The sequence below is a fragment of the Vulcanococcus sp. DEBay_Sum29NL08_54 genome, assembly GCF_017859255.1.
Lineage (GTDB): Bacteria > Cyanobacteriota > Cyanobacteriia > PCC-6307 > Cyanobiaceae > Vulcanococcus.
Window position 1 is genome coordinate 1 of sequence record NZ_JAFMNJ010000031.1, and the last position, 17273, is coordinate 17273.

Consider the following 17273-nt stretch of genomic DNA (forward strand, 5'->3'; position numbering starts at 1 on the left):
GCAGCACCTGCAGGTTGGTGCCGTCGCGCCCCATCACCAGGACCTGGCTGCCGGGCTGGAGCGCTTGACGGGGTTCGAGGTTCTCCGCTGCCCAGCTCTGGCCGTGCCAGAGGACCCTCCCCTGGTCACTGCCGGCCTCGAAGCCGCTGATGACCTCCGCGTACTGGGAGCCCTCGCTCTGGCGAATGGCCCGTTCCCGCTTGCGCGCTGACCAGCGCTGCAGCACGAGCAGGAGTGCCACCGAGCCCCCCGCAAAGAGCAGCAGCTGCAGTCCCAGGTTTAGGGGCAGCCAGGCGCTGAGCAGGGAGACCAGCAGGGCCGCCAGGGCCGCGGCGAGCAGGCCATCGAACTCCACCCCGAGCCACTCCAGGGCCAGGAGGACCAGGGCCAGCAGAAACCAGAGCAGCGCGGTCACGGGGTTGCGATCAGGCAGCTGCTGCCTAGCTTGAAGCCAACGGATCAATTGGGCCAATGGAAGCGCTGTTTGGCTTGCCGGCCCTGGTGGTGATGGCCTTCCTGGGGCTGAACAGCATCAAGGTCACCAGCGGCGGCCAGTCCCGCCTGGTGGAGCGACTGGGCAAGTACGACCGGCAGCTGCAGCCGGGGCTCTCCCTGGTGCTTCCGGTGGTGGAACGGGTGGTCAGCCATGAGTCGCTGAAGGAGCGGGTGCTGGATATCCCGCCGCAGCAGTGCATCACCCGCGACAACGTCGCCATCGAGGTGGATGCGGTGGTCTATTGGCAACTGCTGGAGCACGAGCGGGCCTACTACTCGGTCGACAACCTGCAGGCGGCGATGGTGAATCTGGTGCTGACCCAGATCCGCGCCGAGATGGGCAAGCTCGATCTCGATCAGACCTTCACCACTCGCCAGGAGGTGAATGAGGCGCTGTTGCGGGAGTTGGATTCCGCCACCGATCCCTGGGGCGTGAAGGTCACGCGGGTGGAGCTCCGGGACATTCAGCCCTCCCGCGGGGTGCAGCAGGCGATGGAACAACAGATGACGGCCGAGCGGGAGAAGCGCGCCGCGATCCTGCGCTCAGAAGGTGAGAAGGAGTCCCAGCTCAATGCAGCCCGGGGCCGGGCCGAAGCCCTGGTGCTCGATGCCAGGGCCAAGCAGGAAGCCCTGCTGCTGGAGGCGGAGGCCCAGGCCAAGCAGCAGGGACTCTTGGCCCAGGCCCGCGCCGATGCCGCCACCCGCCTAGCCAAGGCGATGCAGGCCGATCCCGAGGCGGCCGAGGCGATGCGCCTGCTGCTCGCGGGCGACTGGATGACCATGGGCGAATCGATGGCCCAGGCCCCTGGCGGCAGCGTGCTGATGGTCGACCCGCAAAGCCCGGCGGCCCTGCTCGGCGCCCTCAAGGGGCTGCAGAAGCCCGAGGCCTAACGGCTCACTGCTGTTGCTGCTGCTCTTGCCAGCGGGCGTAGAGATCGGGCCGGCGCTCTTCGGTTCGCTGCTGTTGTTGATCGGCGCGCCAGCGGGCGATGGCGCCGTGGTCGCCGCTGCGCAGCACGTCCGGGACGGTCATGCCGCGGAAGTCGGCCGGGCGGGTGTAGTGGGGGTGCTCCAGCAGCAGGGCGCTGTGGCTTTCCTCCTCCAGGCAGGCCTCGGTGCCGACGGTGCCCGGCAGCAGACGCACGACGCCATTGATGATCGTCATCGCCGGCAGTTCACCCCCGGTCAGCACGAAGTCGCCGATCGAGACCTCCTCATCGGCCAGGGAGCGAATGCGTTCGTCGAATCCTTCGTAGTGGCCGCAGAGGAAGACCAGCTGGTCGTAGTCCGTAGCCCAACGCCGCAGATCCTGCTGGCGTAGGGGTTGCCCCTGGGGCGACATCAACAGGGTGCGCCGGCGCGGCTGCGTTGGGATCGATTCGTAGGCGGCAAAGACCGGCTCGGGTTTGAGCACCATGCCGGCACCGCCGCCATAGGGCTCGTCGTCCACCTTGCGGTAGCGGTCGGTGGCGAAATCCCGGGGGTTGTGAACGTGGAGCTCAGCGCGGCCGGCGGCGAAGGCGCGGCCGATGACCCCAAGACCCTGCAGCGGCGCGAAGGCCTCCGGGGTCAGGCTGACCACATCGAGACGCATCGCTCAGGCGGCGGGCCGGCTCACCCGGCGAATCTCAGAGCTGAAGCTGGCGCGGCCGGGGGTGCCATCGGCCGGTTGCTCGATGGTGGAGCGCAGCCGCAGGTTGGGCTTGTTGAACCAGATCCGCTCGCGGATCTCGTTGCCATCGCGCTCGATCACCAGCTCCAGGCTGCTGTCGGGCCAGAGGGTCCAGCGGCCCTGCTGATCTCCGGCGTGGAACTGCCCATCGGCCTGAAACTGCAGCTGCTTGGGCGCCTGCTCCTTGGGCCCGACGCTCAGCCCGCCGGGGTTGCCCTCGAGGTAGCGGACCACCAGTTCACCGCGCTCGCTGCTGTGCCACTCGTCGCCCTCACCGGCGTCGCTGTCATCGCCCAGCACGAAACGGGACCGAAGGCTCATCCACTCGCCGTCGCAGAAGCGCAGGAAGGCTTCGATCGAGTCGGGGGGGAAGGAGGCGTTGTCGCTCATGGCGGCGATTCTCTCAGCTGTCGCCGCGGTAGCCCAATTCCGCCAGCCGTGAGGAGTTGCGGCGCCAGTTGGGAACGACCTTGACGAAGAGCTCCAGGTAGACCGGACCGGCGATCAGTTTCTGCATCTGCTGCCGGGCGCCCGTGCCGATTTGGCGCAGCATGCTGCCGCCTTTGCCGATCAGGATGCCCTTCTGGCTGTTGCGCTCGACCAACACGGTGGCCAGCACGGCGGTGCGTTCCTTGTCATCCACGACCCGCTCGATCTGAACGGCGACGGAGTGGGGGATCTCCTCGCGGGTGTGCTGCAGAACCTGCTCACGGATCAACTCCGCCAGCAGCAGCTGCTCCGGCTGGTCGCTGACCGCATCCGGCGGATACAGGTGGGGGCCTTCAGGAAGCTCCGCGGCGAGGGCACTGACCAGGGCCTCGGTCCCCTCGCCGTTGAGGGCGCTGACGGGGTGCAGGGGCCAACCGGGCACCAGCTCGCGGTAGCTGGCCTCCAGCTCGGCGGCCTGGGCCGGGTCCACCAGGTCGGATTTATTCAGCGCCACCTGGACCGGCACCTTGATGCGCTCCAGCAGTTCCACGATGAAGCCGTCGCCTCGGCCGGCGGCCTGGCTGCCATCCACCAGCAGCAGGACCTGATCGACTTCGCCGATGGCACCGCGGGCGGTCTGCACCAGCCGCTCCCCCAGGAGGTGGTGTGGCTTGTGGATTCCAGGGGTGTCCACCAGGACCAGCTGGGCTGTGGGGGTGGTGAGGATTGCCCGCAGCCGGTTGCGTGTGGTCTGGGCGACGGGGGAGGTGATCGCCACCTTCTCCCCCACCAGCTGATTCATCAGGGTGGATTTGCCCACGTTGGGCCGTCCCACCAGGGCGACAAAGCCCGAGCGAAATCCTTCGGGGCTCTGCCCCAGGCTGAAGCCCCCCGCCATGGCCTCGGCCGGCAGATCGCTCAGATCTGGCAAAGGCGGCAGCTGGTCGTGTGACTCCATAGCCTCACCTTGGCAGTTCAACCTCCCCCATGACCGAAGCCGCCCCGCTGGAGCCCACGTTTCAACAGGCGATGGAGATCACAGCCCAGTGGCTGGGGCTCTGGGAAAACGGTGAACTCAGCGATGAGGTGATTGGCGATCGGGTCTCTGAGCTGGTGGCCAGCCGGGATGGCGCCCGGGGGTTCTTTGTGGTCTCCCTGGCGGGGGATTGCCCGCTGATGGACCGTCTGCCGGACCCGGTGGTCTTGGCCCTGCGCCAGGCCGGCGATGGCGTGGTGGATCTCAGCGCCCGCAACCTGGCGATGAGCACGGCCATGGCGCTGCATCACGGGCGCAATGCCGATGAGGCGCAGCAGGCGGGATCGGAGCGGGTGCAGGCGCGCTGCACCGAACTGCTGCGGTTGCTGGAACCTGAGGCCGTGAAGGCCCGCCTGGAAGTCCTGCTGGAGGCGACCGAGGGCCGCGGTGAGGACGTGGCCTTCCTCAAGCGCTGGGGGTATGACGCGGCTCAGACCGCGGCGATTGCTGAGGCGGTGCTGGCCGTGGCGGAGGGCTGAGGCGCCCCCTCGGCGCATCAAAAAAGCGCCCCGTTTGGGGCGCTTGGGTGAACCAGGGAACTGGATCAGTCGCGGCGACCGCCACCGTTGAGGGCGATCACCAGACGCAGGATGAAGATGAAGAGGTTGATGTAGGTCAGGTACATGCTCAGCGCACCGGCCAGGTACTGGTCGTCGCTGTAGGTGCGGGGCATCGTGTAGAAGTCCACGAAGGCGGCGCCCACGAAGATCACGGTGCCGAAACCGGCGATCAGCAGCTCCATGCCGCCCATGCCGAAGCCGGGCACAAAGATGCCGCCAACGATCTGGACGACCATGGCGATCACCAGGCCGAGGATGCCCAGGCCGACGACGCCGCTGAGGGCCTGACCGACGCTGTCGCTCATGCGGCGGCCCATGACCGAGGCGGCCACGAAGGTGACGCCGGTGGCCAGAGCCGCGGTGCCGATGGCTCCGATGCCGGCGGTGCCGATGGCCAGGGCGACGATGCCGCTCAGGGTGAAGCCGGTGATCAGGCTGTAGGCCGCCATCAGCGGCAGCGCGGTGCTGTTGTTCGCCTTCAGGGCCACGTTCTGGGCCACGAAGAAGAGGATGAAGTTGCCAATCAGGGCCACCCAGAACAGGGGCATGAAGCTGGCGGGGTTGCTGGCCAACAGAGCCAGGCCGCCCATCACGCCACCGGCGGTGAGCACCATGCCGCCGCCCACGTAGGGCAGCGCCTTATTGACCACGTTGGGCCCCACGAGGGCGCTCGATTGCGCCTCGCGGATGGCCTCCTGGAAATTGCTGCTGGCCGGCATGGCACAGAGGATGACTGGCTTCATCCTGCCAGCGATCTCCAGCTTGTGTGCCCTTTGGGGGTGTGGATCCCCCGACTAACGCCGGGCCTTGGCCGCATCCCGGGCGGCGTAGGCGGTGACCAGGCGCTGCACCAGCGGATGGCGGACCACATCGGCGGCGCTGAGCCGGCAGACGGCAATGCCCTCGACCCCCTCCAGGACTTGAGCGGCTTCGATCAGGCCGCTCAACTGCCCCTGGGGCAGGTCGATCTGGGTGGGGTCTCCGGTGACGACCATCTTTGAGCCCTCCCCCAGGCGGGTCAGCACCATGCGCATCTGGGCGGGGGTGGTGTTCTGCGCCTCATCGAGGATCACGAAGGCCTCCGCCAGGGTGCGGCCCCGCATGTAGGCCAGCGGCGCCACCTCAATGACGTTCTTCTCGATCAGCGCCGCGGTGCGCTCCTGTCCCAGCAGGCTGTGCAGGGCGTCATAGAGGGGCCGCAGATAGGGGTCCACCTTCTGCTGCAGATCCCCAGGCAGAAAGCCCAGGCGCTCGCCGGCCTCCACGGCCGGGCGGGTCAAGATCAGCCGCTCCACCTTGCGCTCCTGCAGGGCTCGGACCGCCTGAACGGCCGCCAGGAAGGTCTTGCCGGTGCCGGCTGGACCGAGGGCGAAGGTGAGGTCGTGGCGTTCGATCGCCTCGACGTAGGTCTTTTGTTTGAGGGTGCGGGGACGCAGCAGCTTCCCGCTCTGGCTGCGGGCCAGCACCTGTTTCCCCAGCTGCTGGTGCTCCTCTCCGCGGCCCGTATCCAGGGCGGAGAGGGCGGTTTGCACATCCACCTGGGTGATGCCTTGGCCTTCCTGCCAAAGGGGACGCAGCAGTTCCACCAGGCCGGCGGCCCGCTCCAGCTGGGTCGGCCTGCCGCGCAGTTGCAGCGAAAGACCCCGCAGCACCAACGAAGCACCAGTCAGGGCTTCGAGGCGATGCAGGGTCGATTCAGCTTCACCGGCCAGGGCCATGGCGGCGTCCTGGTCGGGAAGGTCGATGGTGAAGGCCGTGAGGCTTTCAGCCCCGGGCATGGGGGAGGGCCTCAGGCTTCAGTTGCTTCTTCAGCGGGAGCCTCTTCGGCGGCAGCGGCGGCTTCTGCAGCAGCAGCGGCCTCAGCAGCCTTGGCTTCGGCAGCTTCCTTAGCGGCCTGCTTGGCAGCAGCCTCGCGGATGGCGGCTTGCTTCTTCTGGCCGACGACCACGGAGGGACGCACTTTCTTCTCGATCAGACCGCCGCGCTCGAGCAGGGTCTGCACGACCTCGGTGGGCTGGGCGCCTTGGGCGAGACGGGCGCGGATGGCCTCGGTGTCGAGACGGGTCTCCTTGGTGCGGGGGTTGTAGAAGCCCAGCTCCTCAAGGGGACGACCGTCGCGGCGTGAGGTGCTGTTGCAGGCCACCAGGCGGAAGCTCGCTTCCCGCTTCTTACCGAACCGCTTCAGGCGGAGCTTGATCATTGTGGCCTTGCCTTGCTGACTGGATAAACGCGCGTTGATTCCCCAGGGAATCGGGCGCAAACGACAACAATACTCTCTGGGGTGACCCCCTAGAGCTGGCCGAAGCCTTTGCGCTTCTTGGCGGGTTTGGGGGCCTTGGGCATCCCGCCGCCACCGCGGCCACCCATTCCACCCATGCCGGGCATTCCGCCCATTCCAGGCATTCCAGGCATTCCGCCCATGCCTGGCATTCCAGGCATTCCGGGCATTCCGCCGCCGCGGGTCATCTGCTGCATGAAGCCCCGCATCTGCTGGAAGTTCTGCAGCACCTTGTCCACATCCGCGGGGGTGTGGCCACTGCCGCTGGCGATCCGGCGCCGGCGGGAGGGATTGGCGGCCAGCAGGTCGGGATCGCAGCGCTCGGCTTCGGTCATGGAGCCAACCATCGCTTCGATCTTCTTGAGCTGCTCTTCGCCCTGCTTGAGCATCCCGTCGTCGATCTTGTTCATCCCCGGGATCATTTTCATGAGGCCGCCCAGGGAGCCCATGCGCTTGATCAGGCGCATCTGCTTGATGAAGTCCGAGAAGTCGAAGGTGGCTTCCTGGAGCTTCTGCTGCATCTTGGCCACGTCGGCCAGCTCGACCTCCTTCTGGGCCTTCTCCACCAGGGTGAGGACATCGCCCATGCCGAGGATGCGGCTGGCCATCCGCTCGGGGTGGAAGGGCTGGAGCGCCTCCACCTTTTCGCCGGTGCCGATGAATTTGATCGGTGCGCCGCTGACCTTGCGGATCGAGAGGGCCGCCCCGCCGCGGGAGTCGCCGTCGAGCTTGGTCAGCACCGCACCGGTGATGCCCACCTGATCGTGGAAGGCCCGGGTGAGTTCGGCGGCCTCCTGGCCGATCATCGAATCCACCACCAGCAGCACCTCATCGGGCTGGACGGCTTCGCGGATCCGGACCATCTCCTCCATCATCGAGGTGTCGATCTGGAGGCGGCCGGCGGTGTCCACCAGGACGGTGTCGAAGCCTTCGGCCTTGGCCTTCTCGATGCCGGCGGCGGCGATGGCTTCCGGTTTGGCGTCGGTGCCGAGGCTGAAGACCTCAACGCCGATCTGGCCGCCCAGGGTTTTGAGCTGCTCGATGGCCGCGGGCCGGTAGACGTCGGCCCCCACCAGCAGCGCCCTGCGTCCTTTTTCTTTGAGGTGAAGGCCGAGCTTGGCGGTGGCGGTGGTTTTACCGGCGCCCTGCAGGCCCGCCATCAGCACCACCGCCGGGGCGCCCTCTTTGCCGGCAGGGGCCAGGGGTGCGTTCTCGCCTCCCATGGTCTCCACGAGTTGCTCGTGAACGACCTGAATGAATTTCTGGTCGGGGCTAATGCCCCGCACCACCTCTTCCCCTAGGGCCTTCTTGCGGACCTCTTCGACGAAGTCCTTGACCACCGGAAGGCTGACGTCGGCCTCCAGCAGGGCCCGGCGCACGTCCTTGAGAGCACCGTCGATGTTGCCCTCGTTGATGGCCCCCTGACCGCGCAGGTTCTTGACGGCATCTTCAAACCGTTGGGAGAGCTCGTCGAACATGGGGGCGCCTGTGATCGAGTGATCGTAAAAAGCGACCGTCTCGGCAGCGGGTCGGGCGCGTCAGTTCTTGGCGGTGGGCTTGTAGGCCACGAGCTGCCAGCTGCCGTTCCTGCGGCCAAAGATGTAGGTGTTGCGCAGGGTCATCTCAGGAGTCCTGCTGAGGACCTGACCGGTGCTGCTCTTGCGTTCATCGCTGTAGGTCAGTACCACCTGGGCAGCGATGCGCACGGGGGAGCGGTCGCTGACCTTGAAGCCGGTGATGGTGGTCTTGACGGTTTCAGTGGCCCCGCGCTGGCGGTTGGCCTGGCTTTGGCGCTGCAGACGCTGGATTTGATCGCTGCTGGCTAGATCAGCCAGGGATTCGCTGGGGGCTCCACCGGCGAGCACTGCGGCTTTTTCCGTCAACCAGGCCTCCAGTAGGCCCTGCAGTTGGCCGGCACTGGGGTCGGGGGCCTTGAGCGGGAAGGGGGCTTCGAGCGGCGCTGGTGCTGGGGTTTCGGGTTGAACCAGGGCGCTGCTGGCGGCCGTTTCCACCTCACTGACCCGTGGTTTCAGGGCCATCCAGCCGCCGAAGCCAAGGACGAGGGCAGCGACGGCCGCACCGACCGGCAACCCCCAGCTAGGGAGTGCCTGCAGCCGTTCGTTCAGGCCGCCGAGTTGGGGCCATTGGAGATCGGAGAACCTCCAGCGGGGGCCATCCCAGAGCTCGTCATCGTCGTCCTCGCTCTCCTGCTCCAGCGACTCAAAGCTGCTGGGGCTATCGGAGCTGCCTGAAAGGTCGAAGCTCGGCCAATCGCCAAAGGGGCTGCTGGTCTCGGCGGCCGCTGGTGCCTCGAGGCTGGTCTTGGCACTGAACTGGCGGCCGCGGATGCGGTCCTGTTGATCGATGTAGGCCTGGACATCCCGGTCAGCGAACCAGGCATCGAGGTTGGCGTCGACGTCGATGTCGCGGAATCCCTCGAGCACCTCGCGGGTGAGCCAGTCACGGCAGTAGGCGCAGAGGCGGGCCAGGGGGTCGTCCCCCTGTTCCAGGGCCCACTGCTTCAGGGCGGCATCCGCCCCTAGATCAAAGAGGCGCTCCGCCTCATCCACCTGGCCCAGCAGCAGTTGCTGGCAGGAGAGGAAGACCTCAATGCCCGGCTGGCCGCTGTTCTTCAGGCGTTCGTAGGCCTCGAGAATCCGCTCGGGCTTGCGCTGGGAGAAGCCCGAGGCCGTGAGGGCAAAACTGGCGAGGAAGTCAGCGGTGGCTGAGCCGGCATCGCCCCAGCGGCTGAACAGTTCCACCTGCTCCTGGGCCGTCAGGAACTGACGGATCTGCTTGAAGAACGGCTGGAACTCGCTTTGGGGGAAGGTCAGATCGGCGTGGCCCTCGAGACCGCCCCGTTGCTGCACCAGCTGCTCCAGCAGGGCAATCCCCTGTTGGCGCGAGCCGCTGGCGGAGAGATCGCGGCTGATCAGATCCAGCACCCGGTAGGGGAGGAGTTCCTTGAGGTCCTGCTCGAGCTTGCGGCGCTGTTCGGCCTGTTGGCCCATGCGTTGCAGCAGCTGCAGACCCTGCTGCAGGGTCAGGGCGGCCGCCTCATAGCGGCGTTGGTCGCGGTAATCCCGGGCAGTGCCCTGGCAGGCCAAGCCAGCCAACAGGGTCAGGTCGGCTTCGCGGCTGCTGCCCAGGGCGGGTGCTTGGGGTGGCTGAAGGCCGCGGGCGGCGCTGTCGAAGGCCTCCTGGGCTTGGCCGGCCTCCATTAAGAGGAGAAGACCGCCGACCTCACGGGAGGGCGGAATCTCCAGGGCGGCGATGGAACCGTTGGCGTTGTCCGCAATGGCCGTCAGTTCCCGCTCATAGGCCTGGCGGCGGGTTTCGTCACTCAGCAGGTCGGCGCTGGCTTCCAGCAGCTCGGCCCGGGCCTGGAGAGTGTCTTGGGTGAAGCCTTGGTCTGGCGCGCGATCAAGACGCTGCTGCAGGGTTCGCAGCACGCTCTGCCGGTCGGAGCTGGCATTCACGCCAAGTAGGCGGAAGTGGTCGATCGGCAGTTCCAAATTGAGCTCGGATTGGCGGGCGCTAATCGGACGTGACTGTAGGCAGAGTCTTCGGTTTTGGCCGTCCTTCGTGCACCTTTTGGAGATGGACCCCGTACAGTCAGGCCAGCATCAGAGTCCCCGGAGAGCAGGACCTCAGCCATGACACAGGCCGATCTTGGACAGGGCGTCGCCACCAGTGGTGCTCCCTCCTGCTCCGCCGATGTCAATCAGGTCGGCCTGCATGCCGAGCGGCTGATGAATCTCTATCCCTCGACGCCGGCGACGGTGACCCGGGATGAGGGGTTGATGCTCTACCGCGACATGACTCTCGGTCGGCGCTTCGAAGACAAGTGCGCCGAGATGTACTACCGCGGCAAGATGTTTGGCTTCGTTCACCTCTACAACGGCCAGGAGGCCGTGAGCACGGGGGTGATCAAGGCGATGAAGATGCAGCACGACTGGTTCTGCAGCACCTATCGCGATCACGTGCATGCCCTGAGCTGCGGCGTGCCGGCCCGCGAGGTGATGAGCGAGTTGTTCGGCAAGGAGACCGGCTGCAGCAAGGGCCGCGGCGGCTCGATGCACCTGTTCTCCAAGGAGCACCACCTGCTGGGTGGCTATGCCTTCATTGGTGAGGGCATCCCCGTGGCCCTTGGGGCCGCCTTCACCAGCCGCTACAAGCGCGATGCCCTGGGCGATTCCAGCAGCGATGCGGTGACCGCGGCCTTCTTTGGCGATGGCACCTGCAACATCGGCCAGTTCTACGAGTGCTTGAACATGGCGGCGCTCTGGAAGCTGCCGATCCTGTTTGTGGTCGAGAACAACAAGTGGGCCATTGGTATGGACCACAACCGCGCCACCAGTGATCCCGAGATCTGGCGCAAGGCCGCAGCCTTCGGCATGGCCGGTGAAGAGGTGGACGGCATGGATGTCCTGGCCGTTCGCGGTGCTGCCCAGCGTGCGATCGAACGGGCCCGGGCAGGCGAGGGCCCCACGGTACTGGAGTGCCTGACCTACCGCTTCCGCGGTCACTCCCTGGCGGACCCCGACGAGTTGCGGGCTGAGGCCGAGAAGGAGTTCTGGGCCCAGCGGGACCCGATCAAGCGCTTGGCGGCGCACCTGATCGAGCACAACCTGGCGACCGCCGAGGAGCTCAAGGGGATCGAGAAGGAGATCGACGCCGAGGTGGCCGATTGCGTGGAGTTCGCCCTGTCGGCTCCTGAACCCAAGCCCGAGGAACTGACCCGCTACATCTGGGCGGAAGACTGAGCGGCAGCCCTAGAGCCCGTGCAAGCGGGCTTGCTCGCTGGCGGCGCGAAAGACCAGGCCGTGGCGCAGCACCAGCGGTGTGAGCGCGTCGTAGCCGCCGCCGATCACCGTCGCGACTGGGATGTTGCGGCGCAGGCAGCTGTCCAGGACGAGGCGGTCGCGGTTGAGTAGGCCCTGATCCGTGAGGTTCAGCCGACCGAGTCGGTCCTCCCGGTGGGGATCGACGCCGGCGTTGTAGAGCACCAGATCCGGTTGCTCTTGATCCAGGAGGGTTGGGATGAGATCGCCGATTGACTCCAGATAGGCGTCATCCCCCAGACCATCGTCGAGGGCGAGGTCGACGTCGCTCTGTTGTTTGCGCAGGGGGAAGTTGCTGCCGCAGTGGACCGAGAGGGTGAAGACCCGCGGTTCATCGCGGAAGATCGACGCGGTGGCATCCCCTTGATGCACATCCAGATCGATGATCATCAGGCGCTGGACCTGGCCTTCTGCCAGCAGGACCTGGGCGGCGACGGCGAAGTCGTTAAAGATGCAAAAGCCGCTGCCGTGGTCGGGGTAGGCGTGGTGGGTTCCCCCGGCGAGGTGGCAGGCGACGCCGTGTTGGAGGGCCAGGCGGGCGGTCAGGAGCGACCCTCCCACCGCCAGCCAGGTGCGCTGCACCAAGGGGGTTGTGGCTGGCAGGCCGATCCGGCGCTGCTCCGCGGGCAGCAGCTCCCCGCGGGCGAAGGCCTGGTGGTAGCGGCGGCTGTGGATCAGCTCCAGTGAGCGCCGCGGCACCGGAAGGGGGGTATGGATCTGCTCCTCCCTCGCCAGGCCCTGCTCCTCGAGCAGGGCACGCAGGAGCTTGAACTTCGCCATCGGGAAGCGATGGCTACTGGGCAGGGGGGCCGAGTAGGCCGGGTGGTAGACGAGCGGCAGGCGCACCGGGGGTGATCAGTCCTCGTCGCCGTCGAACTCTTCGTCGAAGAGGGACTCCCGCAGCAGGCGATCCACCAGCAGCCCCATGTCATCGAGCTGCAGTTGCTGCATCAAGAGCTCGAGCTCCTTGATCACCGGCTCCGAGAGCCGCAGGGTGACCGGAAGGCTGTCCTCTCCGCCGAGCATTGCGGGTAAGCGTTGGTGCGCGAAGTCTGGCGGAAACCGGGCTACAAAGGAGTGCAATCAAGGGATCTCGATGGCTCCGGTTTGGCTGGTGATCTTGTTTTGGTCCGGATCCGTCCACGGCGGTACGGCGATGCAGTCCCTGCCGATGAAGACCTTCGCGGATTGTCAGAAGTCCCGCGACATGCTGATGGCCCAGCTCAAGACCAGCCCCGTGAGCAAGAGCAAGGCCCTCAATAGCTTCTGTATTTCCGGCTCGGAGCTGCCGGCAGCGCCAGCCCCGGCAGCAACGGAGTCCTAGATGGCGGTGGGCAGGCGGCGGGTGAGGTGACGCAGCTTGCGTAGGGCCTTGAGCTCGACCTGGCGCACCCGCTCGCGGGAGACCTCGAGCATGCGGCCGATTTCAGCGAGGGTGTGGCGCTCCTCCCCTTCCAGGCCAAAGCGCAGCTCGAGCACCTGACGCTCCTGGTCGGTGAGGTGGCTGAGCCAGCGTCCCAGCTGCTCTTGATGGATGCCGCGCTCGACCTGGTCGAGGGGCTCGCTGTTGCTCTGATCGGCAATGAGATCGCCGAGGAAGCTGCGCCCTTCTTCTCCGTTCACTGGGGCATCCAGGCTGGAGGTGGTGAGGGCCTGGCGCAGCAGGGAATCCAGCTCATCGAGGGGCATGTCCATCTCTTCCGCAATTTCCTTGCGGCTGGGCATGGCGCCGAGCTTGTGGGCCAGCTCAAGGCTGACCTTGCGGATGGCGGTGAGGCGCTCGGAGAGGTGCACCGGCAGGCGGATGGTGCGCGACTGACAGGCGATCGCCCGGGTCATGCTCTGGCGAATCCACCAGAAGGCGTAGGTCGAGAACTTGTAGCCGCGGGTGGGGTCGAATTTCTCCACGGCGCGCTCGAGGCCCAGGGAGCCCTCCTGGATCAGATCGAGCAGTTCCAGGCCCTTGCCTTGGTATTTCTTGGCGACGCTGACCACCAGGCGCAGGTTGGCTTTCATCATGCGCTCTTTGGAGCGCTTGCCCACACGCATGATCTTCTTTTCATGCGTTGTATAGGCCTCGCCTTTGTCTTCTTCGGCAAGCCGCATCATCGCTTGCACTTGATTGCCGAGTTCGATTTCTTCCGCGGGCGTCAGCAGGGGCACCCGACCAATGGTTGAGAGGTACCAACTAATCGGATCGCTGCTGCGGCGCCGACTGCTGCTGGTGTTGGAGCTGGTGGCGGCTGCCATGGAGGCTCCTGTTGAAAGGTTGGAAGAATCTCCTATGGCTTTTTTAAAAAGTGCTGGGATTTCAGTAACGCTTCAGCTTTGAGATACGAAAGATCACAACACTTTTGAGACTCAGGTGCACAACTGGCCGCTGCAGATTCTGTTGACAATCCCTGGCTTCGTTTTTCTCTCCATCGCGGCCAACATTTCGGCAATCTGATGCGGTGTAGCAGCGCCGATGCCGTGCAGCGTGCTGACTTGCAGCCCGGCGCTGGCGTGGGCCAGGGCTGCCAGGGCGAGCAAGGAACCACTGCAGCCGGCGCCGCTGGCCTGCGCGAGGGCACCCAGTCCTCCGGCGTAGCCCGCCAGGACATCGCCCAGGCCTGCGCGGGCGGCATGGCTGCTGGCGCTCCTGAGCTGCCAGCGCTCTCCGCTGGGATCCGCAATGACGCTGCGGGCCCCCTTGAGCAGCACGGAGCAGCTGCTCTGCTGGGCCGCCGCCGCGCAGGCCTCCAGCGGCGGCAGTCCGGTGAGATCGGGGAAGAGGCGCTGAAATTCGCCGGGATGGGGGGTGAGCCAGCTGGGGCCCGAGCGGCCCCGCAGCCAGGGAAGGGCGGCGCGCTGGGCGAGGCGGTTGAGGCCATCGGCATCGAGGACCAGTAGGCCAGGGAAGGCCTGCAGCGTCTCCCAGATCGCTGCATCGTCTGCCGTGTTGCCGATGCCCGGGCCGAGGACCAGGGCATCGAGCCGCTCCAGGGCTGAGGGGGCGAGCGCGCTGAGATCCAGGGACCCATCGCCGCGGCTGGGCAGCCGGGCTGAGAGCACCGCATGGGGGAGCTGGCTCCAGAGCTGATCGGCGACGGCCTCGGGGACGGCGGCCCGCAGGCTGCCGAGGCCACTGGCGCTGGCCCCTAGCAGAGCGAGCAGGGCGGCACCGCGGTAGGCGTCGCTGCCGGCGACGACCAGGAGGCGACCCCGTTGGTACTTCGAGGCCGCGGCAGCGGGCGTGGGCCAGGGGGCGCCATCGAGGTCGCTGGGGCTCAGGCCAAGAGGTTGCTGCGCGGGCAGTTGCTCCAGCAGGGCCGCGGGAAGCCCCAGGTCGATGCGCTCGAGTGCTCCGGTCCAGGCCAGGGCGCTGTCTTGGATGAGCCCCTGTTTGATCAGGCCGATGCTCAGGGTCAGCCCGGCGGTGGCGGCGGTCTGACCCAGGGGCAGGCCGCGATCGGCGCAGAGGCCTGTGGGGCCGTCGATGGCGATCAGCCGCTGGGGTTGGTGCCGTTGGCGCTGGGCCAGCAGGGACTCCAGGGCATCTCCCGGGGGCCGGCTTTGGCCGATGCCAAAGAGCGCATCGATCCAGAGGGCCGGATCACTCGGGTCGGGTGGGCTGCCCAGCTGGGGAATCCCCAGCCAGAGGGCCTGGCGCAGGTGGTTCTCGGTGAGGGGCTTGCGCCGTTCAAAGGGAGACCAGAGCCGTACGGGGATGCCGGCGAGCTGCAGCTCCCGGGCGATGACCAGGCCATCGCCGCCGTTGTGGCCGGGGCCGACCAGCACCAGCGCCCCTCGCGCTTGAAGCTCTGGCCAGAGATCGGGTTCCTGCAGCCGCCGGCTGATGGCCAGGGCGGCCTTCTCCATCAGCGCCTCCACCGGCAGGCCGTTCTCGAAGAGCACCTGCTCGAGTCCGGCCATCTGCTGGCCGCTGACCAGCAGGTGCTCGGCGTCGCGTGGGGGCCAACAGGACGAGGCCAAAACAGCACTGACGGCGTCAGTTCCATGATGGAGAGAACAGCCACCGTTGGCATTGGCGCGCTTCTCCGCTGTTCCCGTTGCATCTGAGGCCTCCGTGGCGGCAACGGAGGCGGGGGCGCTGGCGATTGAGCGGCTGCGCCAGTGGCCGGGGGAGCACCGGGTGGCCGTGGGGCTGTCCGGCGGAGTGGACAGCTCCCTGACGGCGGCCCTGCTGGTGGAGGCCGGCTGGGAGGTGGAGGGGCTGACCCTCTGGCTGATGAGCGGGAAGGGCGCCTGCTGCGCCGAGGGTCTCGTGGATGCCGCTGGGGTCTGCGAGCAGCTGGAGGTGCCCCACCACGTGGTGGATTTCCGCGAGCACTTCAAGGAGCAGATCGTTGATTTCCTGGTGCAGGGCTACGAGGCGGGTGTGACCCCGCTGCCCTGCTCGCGCTGTAACCGGGAGGTGAAGTTCGGGCCGATGTTGCGCTGGGCCAAGGAGGAGCGGAACATCGATCGGATCGCCACGGGGCACTACGCCCGGGTGCGCCACGGCGATCAGAGCGAGAACGGTCGCCATCAGCTGCTGCGCGGCTTGGACGAGCGCAAGGACCAGAGTTATTTCCTCTATGACCTGCCCCAGGAGGCCCTGGGTCGGTTGGTGTTTCCCCTGGGCGAGCTGACCAAGCCCGACACCCGCCTGGAGGCGGATCGTCATGGGCTGCGCACGGCCCAGAAGCCCGAGAGCCAGGACCTCTGTCTGGCGGACCACCACGGTTCGATGAAGGCCTTCTTGGATGCCTACCTGCCGCCACGCCCGGGGCAGATCGTGCTGGCCGATGGCCAGGTGGTGGGCGAGCACGACGGCATCGAGCACTTCACGATTGGCCAGCGCAAGGGCCTGGGGGTGGCCTGGAGTGAGCCGCTGCATGTGGTCCGCCTGGATGGCGCGATGAACCAGGTGGTGGTGGCCCCCCGCCGGGATGCGGCCCGCGGCGAGGCCGTGGTGGGCGCGGTCAATTGGGTCTCCATCGCGCCACCCACCGAGCCGCTCGATGTGGAGGTGCAGGTGCGCTACCGCAGTGGACCCCAGCAGGCCCGACTGATTCCCCTGCCGGAGACCGATTCCGACCGCGCGGCCGACCGACCGCACCGCTGCCGCCTGGAGTTCGCCGAGGAGCAGTTCTCGATCACCCCCGGCCAGGCGGCGGTGTTCTACGCCGGCGAGATGGTGCTGGGGGGTGGCTTAATTCAGCGCGATCACCAGTAGGGATCACTCGCCAGCTCCACGCTCAGCTCACCGCTTTTACTGGCGGGAACGGTGGCGATGCAGGCCCGGATGGTCTTGCCGTTGACATCGATTTCGCAGGCGCCGCAACTGCCGCCGAGGCAGCCCGTGGGGATTGAGAAACCGGCCTCGCGCGCAGCCTGCAGCCAATCCTTCCCCGCACTGCAGCGGGTCTGCTGTCCATTGGGCCACTGGATCAGGACGTCCTTCATGGCTTGAGCAGGGGCTCCAGGTTGACGTGTTGCTCGAAGGCATCGGCGAGGCGATCGAGCAGTGCCTCCCGCTGACGGCTGTGGTGAGGTTGGCGTTCGCTAAGCAATGGCAACCCCTTACGCGCCCTGAGCTGGTTGAGCCAGCGCCGGCGCCAGGGGCCACTCTCAAAGACACCATGGAGATAGGTGCCGGCGATACGGCCTGAGACCCATCCCAGGGACTCATTCTCCGCCAGGGTCTCGCACGCTTCGATCGCCTTGGTGGCTCCCCGGTGCAGTTCAAAGCCCTCCAGTAGCGCAGGCTCTGATCCTTGGGGCCATCGCGCCGGACTGCTGCATTGCCGCAGCGCCTTGACCTCTCCAAAGACCGTGCGTAGCGGCAGGAGCCCTAGGCCGCCGTGGCTCGAGCCGGCACCCCCTTCCAGGCCTTGGGGATCGAGGAGTTCACGCCCCAGCAGTTGCATGCCGCCGCAGATGCCCAGCACGGCTCCCCCCTGGGAGGCATAGG

General features: G+C 66.9%; 19 protein-coding genes and 1 pseudogene. 5 read left to right on the forward strand and 15 right to left on the reverse strand.

The genetic code is table 11. The features are described from left to right. Positions 1-415 (reverse strand): NfeD family protein (locus QZ186_RS09465; protein WP_296416576.1); only part of this gene is annotated, 415 nt, incomplete at its 3' end. Between the two features lie 56 nt (positions 416-471). On the opposite strand from QZ186_RS09465, the gene QZ186_RS09470 reads away from it, so the two are divergent. Beyond that, positions 472-1386, forward strand: a complete 915-nt coding sequence (locus QZ186_RS09470) for an SPFH domain-containing protein (RefSeq protein WP_010315595.1) — start codon at positions 472-474, stop codon at positions 1384-1386. A 4-nt stretch (positions 1387-1390) separates the two neighbouring features. On the opposite strand, the gene trmD is transcribed toward QZ186_RS09470, so the two are convergent. The 3 genes from trmD to era are packed head-to-tail and all read right to left on the reverse strand — an operon-like array spanning position 1391 to position 3494. After that, the gene (gene trmD, locus QZ186_RS09475) at positions 1391-2089 is read right to left on the reverse strand and encodes a tRNA (guanosine(37)-N1)-methyltransferase TrmD (protein ID WP_296416577.1); all 699 of its coding nucleotides are present in this window, start codon (positions 2087-2089) and stop codon (positions 1391-1393) included. Positions 2090-2092: 3 nt separating this feature from the next. Continuing rightward, positions 2093-2557, reverse strand: a complete 465-nt coding sequence (locus QZ186_RS09480; protein WP_247477265.1) for a phycobiliprotein lyase — start codon at positions 2555-2557, stop codon at positions 2093-2095. 13 nt (positions 2558-2570) lie between these two features. Next, positions 2571-3494, reverse strand: coding sequence for a GTPase Era (gene era, locus QZ186_RS09485; RefSeq protein WP_050778441.1), 924 nt, complete (start codon positions 3492-3494; stop codon positions 2571-2573). A gap of 89 nt (positions 3495-3583) precedes the next feature. Here era and QZ186_RS09490 point away from each other — a divergent pair, with 89 nt between their 5' ends. Then, positions 3584-4111, forward strand: coding sequence for a hypothetical protein (locus QZ186_RS09490; protein ID WP_010315603.1), 528 nt, complete (start codon positions 3584-3586; stop codon positions 4109-4111). 65 nt (positions 4112-4176) lie between these two features. Here QZ186_RS09490 and QZ186_RS09495 read toward each other — a convergent pair whose 3' ends face one another. From QZ186_RS09495 to QZ186_RS09515, 5 genes are all read right to left on the reverse strand, one after another. Further along, entirely contained in the window at positions 4177-4911 is a 735-nt protein-coding gene (locus tag QZ186_RS09495) for a Bax inhibitor-1 family protein (RefSeq protein ID WP_247477266.1), read from the reverse strand. A gap of 75 nt (positions 4912-4986) precedes the next feature. Continuing rightward, positions 4987-5970 carry a PhoH family protein gene (locus tag QZ186_RS09500; RefSeq protein WP_010315606.1) on the reverse strand — a complete coding sequence of 328 codons (984 nt, stop codon included), beginning with the start codon at positions 5968-5970 and terminating at the stop codon, positions 4987-4989. 11 nt (positions 5971-5981) lie between these two features. After that, the gene (gene rpsP / locus QZ186_RS09505) at positions 5982-6392 is read right to left on the reverse strand and encodes a 30S ribosomal protein S16 (protein ID WP_010315608.1); all 411 of its coding nucleotides are present in this window, start codon (positions 6390-6392) and stop codon (positions 5982-5984) included. A gap of 89 nt (positions 6393-6481) precedes the next feature. After that, a complete protein-coding gene (gene ffh / locus QZ186_RS09510) occupies positions 6482-7948 on the reverse strand; it encodes a signal recognition particle protein (RefSeq protein WP_247477268.1) in 1467 nt (488 codons plus the stop codon). Between the two features lie 60 nt (positions 7949-8008). After that, a complete protein-coding gene (locus tag QZ186_RS09515) occupies positions 8009-9985 on the reverse strand; it encodes an IMS domain-containing protein (protein WP_296416579.1) in 1977 nt (658 codons plus the stop codon). Between the two features lie 141 nt (positions 9986-10126). Here QZ186_RS09515 and pdhA point away from each other — a divergent pair, with 141 nt between their 5' ends. After that, entirely contained in the window at positions 10127-11236 is a 1110-nt protein-coding gene (gene pdhA / locus QZ186_RS09520; protein WP_296416581.1) for a pyruvate dehydrogenase (acetyl-transferring) E1 component subunit alpha, read from the forward strand. Positions 11237-11245: 9 nt separating this feature from the next. Here pdhA and QZ186_RS09525 read toward each other — a convergent pair whose 3' ends face one another. Both QZ186_RS09525 and QZ186_RS09530 read right to left on the reverse strand, forming a co-directional pair. After that, complete coding sequence (locus tag QZ186_RS09525; protein ID WP_247477271.1) at positions 11246-12160, reverse strand: histone deacetylase; 915 nt, start codon at positions 12158-12160, stop codon at positions 11246-11248. Positions 12161-12169: 9 nt separating this feature from the next. Further along, a complete protein-coding gene (locus QZ186_RS09530) occupies positions 12170-12340 on the reverse strand; it encodes a hypothetical protein (protein ID WP_010315618.1) in 171 nt (56 codons plus the stop codon). 70 nt (positions 12341-12410) lie between these two features. Here QZ186_RS09530 and QZ186_RS09535 point away from each other — a divergent pair, with 70 nt between their 5' ends. Next, positions 12411-12638, forward strand: coding sequence for a hypothetical protein (locus tag QZ186_RS09535; RefSeq protein ID WP_010315619.1), 228 nt, complete (start codon positions 12411-12413; stop codon positions 12636-12638). On the opposite strand, the gene QZ186_RS09540 is transcribed toward QZ186_RS09535, so the two are convergent. Next, positions 12635-13564, reverse strand: coding sequence for an RNA polymerase sigma factor, RpoD/SigA family (locus QZ186_RS09540; protein ID WP_247477277.1), 930 nt, complete (start codon positions 13562-13564; stop codon positions 12635-12637). The genes QZ186_RS09535 and QZ186_RS09540 overlap by 4 nt on opposite strands. Positions 13565-13675: 111 nt before the next feature. After that, positions 13676-15289 carry an NAD(P)H-hydrate dehydratase gene (locus QZ186_RS09545; RefSeq protein ID WP_296416584.1) on the reverse strand — a complete coding sequence of 538 codons (1614 nt, stop codon included), beginning with the start codon at positions 15287-15289 and terminating at the stop codon, positions 13676-13678. Positions 15290-15383: 94 nt separating this feature from the next. Here QZ186_RS09545 and mnmA point away from each other — a divergent pair, with 94 nt between their 5' ends. Then, on the forward strand, positions 15384-16535 hold the full coding sequence (gene mnmA / locus QZ186_RS09550) for a tRNA 2-thiouridine(34) synthase MnmA (protein ID WP_247479897.1): 1152 nt from the start codon (positions 15384-15386) through the stop codon (positions 16533-16535). Here mnmA and QZ186_RS09555 read toward each other — a convergent pair. Beyond that, positions 16526-16765, reverse strand: a complete 240-nt coding sequence (locus QZ186_RS09555) for a 2Fe-2S iron-sulfur cluster-binding protein (RefSeq protein ID WP_296416585.1) — start codon at positions 16763-16765, stop codon at positions 16526-16528. The genes mnmA and QZ186_RS09555 overlap by 10 nt on opposite strands. Beyond that, a pseudogene (locus tag QZ186_RS09560) lies at positions 16762-17273 on the reverse strand (cobyric acid synthase CobQ); the annotation flags it as partial. The pseudogene QZ186_RS09560 and the gene QZ186_RS09555, both read right to left, overlap by 4 nt.